The sequence below is a fragment of the Staphylococcus marylandisciuri genome (assembly GCF_025519785.1).
GTDB classification, from domain to species: domain Bacteria; phylum Bacillota; class Bacilli; order Staphylococcales; family Staphylococcaceae; genus Staphylococcus; species Staphylococcus marylandisciuri.
Map to the genome: position 1 here is coordinate 1 of NZ_JAOPKZ010000025.1, position 5719 is coordinate 5719.

The 5719-nt window shown below is 38.4% G+C and carries 4 protein-coding genes and 1 pseudogene; 2 read left to right on the forward strand and 3 right to left on the reverse strand.

What is annotated here, in order from left to right:
- Positions 1 to 214: 214 nt before the first annotated feature.
- The 3 genes and pseudogenes from N9R04_RS11145 to N9R04_RS11155 form a co-directional block, all read right to left on the reverse strand.
- Positions 215 to 901 (reverse strand): 2,3-diphosphoglycerate-dependent phosphoglycerate mutase, encoded by a 687-nt coding sequence (locus N9R04_RS11145; RefSeq protein WP_262856848.1) that lies wholly within the window; start codon positions 899 to 901, stop codon positions 215 to 217.
- 185 nt (positions 902 to 1086) lie between these two features.
- Positions 1087 to 1959 carry a cation diffusion facilitator family transporter gene (locus tag N9R04_RS11150; protein ID WP_262856850.1) on the reverse strand — a complete coding sequence of 291 codons (873 nt, stop codon included), beginning with the start codon at positions 1957 to 1959 and terminating at the stop codon, positions 1087 to 1089.
- Between the two features lie 177 nt (positions 1960 to 2136).
- A pseudogene (locus N9R04_RS11155) lies at positions 2137 to 2515 on the reverse strand (GtrA family protein).
- Positions 2516 to 2957: 442 nt separating this feature from the next.
- On the opposite strand from N9R04_RS11155, the gene N9R04_RS11160 reads away from it, so the two are divergent.
- Entirely contained in the window at positions 2958 to 4103 is a 1146-nt protein-coding gene (locus N9R04_RS11160; protein WP_262856851.1) for a glycerate kinase, read from the forward strand.
- Between the two features lie 94 nt (positions 4104 to 4197).
- The gene (tcaB, locus tag N9R04_RS11165; RefSeq protein WP_262856853.1) at positions 4198 to 5391 is read left to right on the forward strand and encodes a putative multidrug effflux MFS transporter TcaB; all 1194 of its coding nucleotides are present in this window, start codon (positions 4198 to 4200) and stop codon (positions 5389 to 5391) included.
- The last annotated feature ends 328 nt before the right edge of the window (positions 5392 to 5719 follow it).

Genomic DNA, 5719 nt, shown 5'->3' on the forward strand with positions numbered 1-5719 from the left:
GAAGACCGAGGCTGAGACGGCACCCTAGGAAAGCGAGCCAATAATACGAAGTATGGAATATGAAGAAGCACTCAGATGAAATGAATTAAATCATCTGAGTGCTATTTTTTCTGGGATTTATGTCCCAGCCTCTTTCTTGCCGGGGCGGGACTACGAAATCTTTTCATTCAAATTAGATTTCTGTCTCGCTCCCATCGCCTGGCAGCTTTCATTACTATAGATAATATTTATCTTTAACCTTTAACGCATCATCTAACTCGTAAATTAATGGCTTTCCAGTCTTAATCACATAACCTACGATTTCGTCATCAGATAGCCCCTCAAGGTACTTAATCAACGCACGTAAAGAATTACCATGAGCAGAAACAAGTACTGTCTGATCAGCTAATAGTTGTTGAGAGATCTCGTCATTCCAATACGGAATTACACGTTCTAACGTATCCTTTAAGCTCTCAGACTCGGGCATAATACGCCGATCTAAATGTTGATAACGACGATCATTGAGATACTCCTGACGTTGTTTCTCACTTTGTTCAGGTGGAGCAGTATCATAAGAACGTCGCCACACATGGACTTGTTCTTCACCAAATTCCTCGCGCGCATCATCTTTGTTAAGCCCTTGAAGGCCACCGTAATGGCGCTCATTTAATCTCCAACTCTTTACTACAGGTAAGAATAACTGATCAGACTCGTTTAATAAATGATACGTGGTATTAATCGCACGCTTGAGTAAGGAAGTATGCACATAATCGATAGTTATACCTTGAGATTTAAGCTTTCGACCTGACTCAATAGCTTCTTGACGACCTTGATCAGATAGATCAACATCTGCCCAACCGGTAAACAAGTTCTTCGCGTTCCAATCACTTTGTCCGTGTCTACACAATATGAGTTTCGGCATAGTTTTCCTTCTTTCTTTATAAAGTGTTTATCTTCTCAATATTAGTTTACCCTTTACAGAAATGAAATTAAACTAAAGCTATTTATGTGAGAGTCAACGGGCACTCAAGATATTGGGAGCGGGACAGAAATCTTTTTATTCAAATTAGATTTCTGTCCCGCTCCCTTGCTGCTAACCTTATTAGCCTAATCTACAATACTGTTAGGTTCTGGATGCACGTAAACATAACTAACGCCTCGTTCATGCATATGACGCTCTACTTGATCACAAATATGATGAGCTTCCTCTAATGAAAGCTTTGCCTCCACAATAATAGTTACATCTACAAACACGCTACTCCCATAATATCTGCCTTTAATGCTCCCTACATCCAATACATCTGGGACTTCTAATACATAGCTCTTGTAATATTCTAAATCCCTTTCATTAAATCCATCACTCAAGGTAAATATTGATTCACGTAATATTCCAAACCCTGTATAAATAATTATGATACCGAGTACTAAGGCAATCAAAGTATCAATTATAGAAATTCCAAGCTGTGTAAAAATCAAACCAACTGCTGTCCCTATACTTACTAGTGCATCTGAAAGGTTGTCTTTCGAAGCCGACTTTAATGAGCTGCTATGAGTCTTTCGTGCTAATTGACGATTTACATAATAAACGACTAACATAACTATACCGCTGATCACACTGACATAAATCGTTATTAAACTGGGTGTATGCTGTTCGCCAGTAACTAAACGAGGAGCATTCTCAATGATAACTTGCACACCTACAAACATGATGATAAATGAGACGAGCAACGTCGAAATATTTTCCGATTTAAGATGACCGTATGGATGATTCTGATCTGGTGGCTTAATAGAAATCTTTAAGCCTATTAATACTGCTAATGAGACAAGAATGTCTGTCATGTTATTGAGACCGTCCGCTCTTACTGCAGCTGAGTGGTACAATAAGCCCGTGCCATATTTAACCCCAGCTAGTACGATGTAGACAATTAAACTTAAGTATGCGCCTCTTTGAGCCAACTTGAGTTTATCACTTTGAGTCATGATGCAGCCCACCTTTAATAAGATTAGGTATCTATTATGACGAACCTTCACTCTATTTACAATGATTTTTATTTTAAAATTATATAATACAAAAATATAAAAAGTTTTATTAGCCTATCCTAAATATCATCTTACACTTTAGACATGTTTATTACTCATAGTTGCCTCAACTTCATTTTACTCATCTTGAAGAATCCATTTTGACAGTATAAATGTCACAGTTACAGTAATAATAAATCCTAAGAATAGCGCTAAAGTGGAATTGAGATGAAAACAATGTACCAATATATATAATAGACCTGTTTGTAATCCTATATTCACTAAGTGAGAAAGTGGAAATTGTAAGAACTTATTGAACGTAGGTCGCACTTGATAAACGAAATAGCAATTAAGATATAATTAAAGCCACTATAAATCCTATAACATGGCTTACTATATAATACATGTGACATAACTTTAGTAATGATAAATACACAACATAATCATTAAGTGTATTGATGCCGCCAACAATAATAAACTTAATGATTTCAAGGTGGTCGTTGATAATTTCATAAATACCCTTTAACAATGTGGATGAAGCTAAACGATGCCTCTAACTATTTACTCTCAATCCTATAATATTCCCCCATCGTGCTCAATGCTTAGGGAGCGGGACAGAAATCTAATTTGAATAAAAAAGATTTCGTTGTCCCGCCCCGGCAAGGATGACTAGAATTGAAAAAAGCTTGATACAAGCGCATTTTCAAATCAGTCATCTACTGCCAAGATGCTGAAAGCGGCTGAGACGTTACATTATGTCCCAGCCTCATCCCTTTGATCTGCACTCTATTTCTAATAATTAACTCAGCTTATTTCAAGTTTACGCTCCTACACATGTGCGTACTCATTAAACTTAGTCCTTAAACAAATGCCCCAACTATAGCATTTATTCTAAATATAATTTAAACTGAGGTTGTTATATAACACTATTAATCAATTATCGTAATGAGGTGAGTAAAGTGGAACTGAATAAAGTTGTTATTGCGCCAGATTCTTTTAAAGGTAGCATGTCTGCTAAAGAGGCAGCAGAAGCTATCTTACGTGGTTTCTCTAAGCTCTATTCTCCTGCTACTACAGAGTATAAGATCATTCCTATGGCTGATGGCGGAGAAGGTACGACCGAAGCGTTAATGGATGCGTTAGATGCCGAACGCATACTAGTAGAAGCTCACGATCCCATCATGCGACCGATAACAAGTGTATATGGTTATTCTGCTCGCCATGCCACTGCTATTATTGAACTGGCGGCAGCTTCCGGCTTAGATTTACTCACTGAGGAAGAACGTAATCCTGCCGAAACGACTTCTTACGGCACAGGTGAACTTATTAAAGATGCGCTTGACCATCATGCTAAAAGACTAATTATCGGTCTTGGTGGAAGTGCCACCAATGATGGTGGTGTGGGGATGATGCAAGCTCTAGGCGTTAAATTTTTAGATCACTCTGGAGAAGAAATTCCTTGCGGCGGTCTTGCTCTAAGTCAGATAAGTTCGATTGATACGAGTGCTCTCGATGAAAGACTACATCAGATAGAGCTTATCGTAGCTTCTGATGTAAATAACCCATTATTAGGAGAACAAGGCGCTACGGCTATTTACACTGAACAAAAAGGAGCTACGCTAGCTATGAAGAGTGAATTAGAATCCGCTTTAACGCATTATCACACTCAACTCGTACAACAGCTTAATAAAAATGTGAAAGATCGCCCTGGCGCTGGTGCAGCGGGAGGCGTAGGTGCTGCGTTGATAGCCTTCTTAAATGCTGAGCTCACGCGCGGTATAGACGTCGTATTGCAAGAAACTCACTTTGAGAAATATGCTAGAGATGCGGATCTCATCATTACGGGCGAAGGGCAACTGGATTACCAATCTATATATGGCAAGACACCAATAGGCGTAGCTCAAATAGCACAACGATATAACATTCGCGTAATAGCACTCAATGGCGTACTTGGCGATGGCTATCAGGCTGTTTACCAATATGGTATAGATAGTGTATTCAGTATTATGCAACGACATGTAGATCTGAACACTGCATTGAAAAACGGCGCAATAAATTTAGAATATACGGCTGAGAATGTAGCGCGATTACTCAAATTAAGTTAGTATCAATATTAAGTTTTAAATTTCGGAGCTTTTAATGGTTTTTGAATAACATACTATATTACAAACGCTCTTATAAAGATAAAGGAGTAATTTCATGAATCAGCAACTTTCACAACGCTTCCCCTTGATGCTCATCATTGTCTTAGGTGTGATGACGACCTTTGGACCGTTGACTATCGATATGTACAACGTTTCGCTAACCAACGTTAAAAGTAGTTTCGACATTACAGCTTCTCAGGCACAACTCACCTTATCCTTCGCTATGATCGGGCTAGCGATAGGTCAATTCCTATTCGGTCCCTTATCAGATGCGTTTGGGCGAAAAAAAGTCGCACTCATAATTATAGCCGTCTATGTACTGGCTTCAATTGCAGCAGTTTTTACATCGACCTTATCATTTTTCCTTATCTTACGCTTTGTTCAAGGAATGACTGGCGGCGGCGCAATTGTCATTGCTAAGGCCTCTGTTGGAGATAAACAACAAGGTACTAAATTAGCAAAATCTATCTCTTCCTTATTGGTCGTTAATGGCATTGTGACAATAGTCGCTCCACTATTGGGTGGTTATGCCCTAACGCTAGGAAATTGGAAAGCTATCTTTATACTATTAAGTCTTATTAGTTTAGTCATTCTTGTTCTTGCTGCCTTTAAGATGGAGGAAACGAGAGAGCAAAATATTGCGCGTTTGAATTTCAACGTAATACTTAAAGATTATCTAACGCTTTTAAAGAAGCCGAAATTCTTACTTCCGATGTTTATTCAAGGTTTGACTTATGTCATGTTATTTAGCTTTGCATCAGCAGCCCCGTTCATCACTGCTAATATGTATCATTTATCACCACAAAAATTCAGCGTTATCATTACAATGAATGGTATTGGTCTGATCGTTATTAGTCAACTGACGGCGATGCTAGTTGAGTACTTTAATCGATTAACGCTTCTCGTCATATTAACTACAATACAAATGACGGGTGTTATCATTATCGTAGTCACAGTACTTACGCATTTGCCGCTATGGGTATTAATACTTGGCTTCTTCCTCAATGTCTGTCCGGTTACAGGCATAGGTCCTTTAAGCTTTGCGCTAGCTATGGAATCGCGTACAGGTGGCAGCGGTAATGCTTCAAGTTTACTCGGCCTCTTCCAATTTGTCTTAGGAGGAGCGGTCAGTCCATTGGTAGGTATTCAAGGAGAAAATAATGTCATACCGTATGTCACATTGCTTGTCACTACCTCAATCATAATTATCACTTTACAAGTGAGTTTAAACTATAGAAGACGTACATAACGTTAATTGATGTGATAGTCGCATAGTTCTACTATCAGGGAGCGGGACAGAAATCTAATTTGAATAAAAAGATTTCTGTCCCGCCCCGGCAAGGATGATTAGAATTGAAAAAAGCTTGATATAAGCGCATTTTCAAATCAGTCATCTACTGCCGAGATGTTGAAGAGGCTGGGACATAAAGGTCTTTAACTAGAGAGAAAGAGAGGTTGGGACATAAAGATCTTTGATTAGAGAGAATAAGGCAATTTCTATTGTAATAATACAGAAATTGCCTTTTTTACTATTATTTTGACTATAGTTAGCTCGTTGAGCTACTACTTTTCTTATA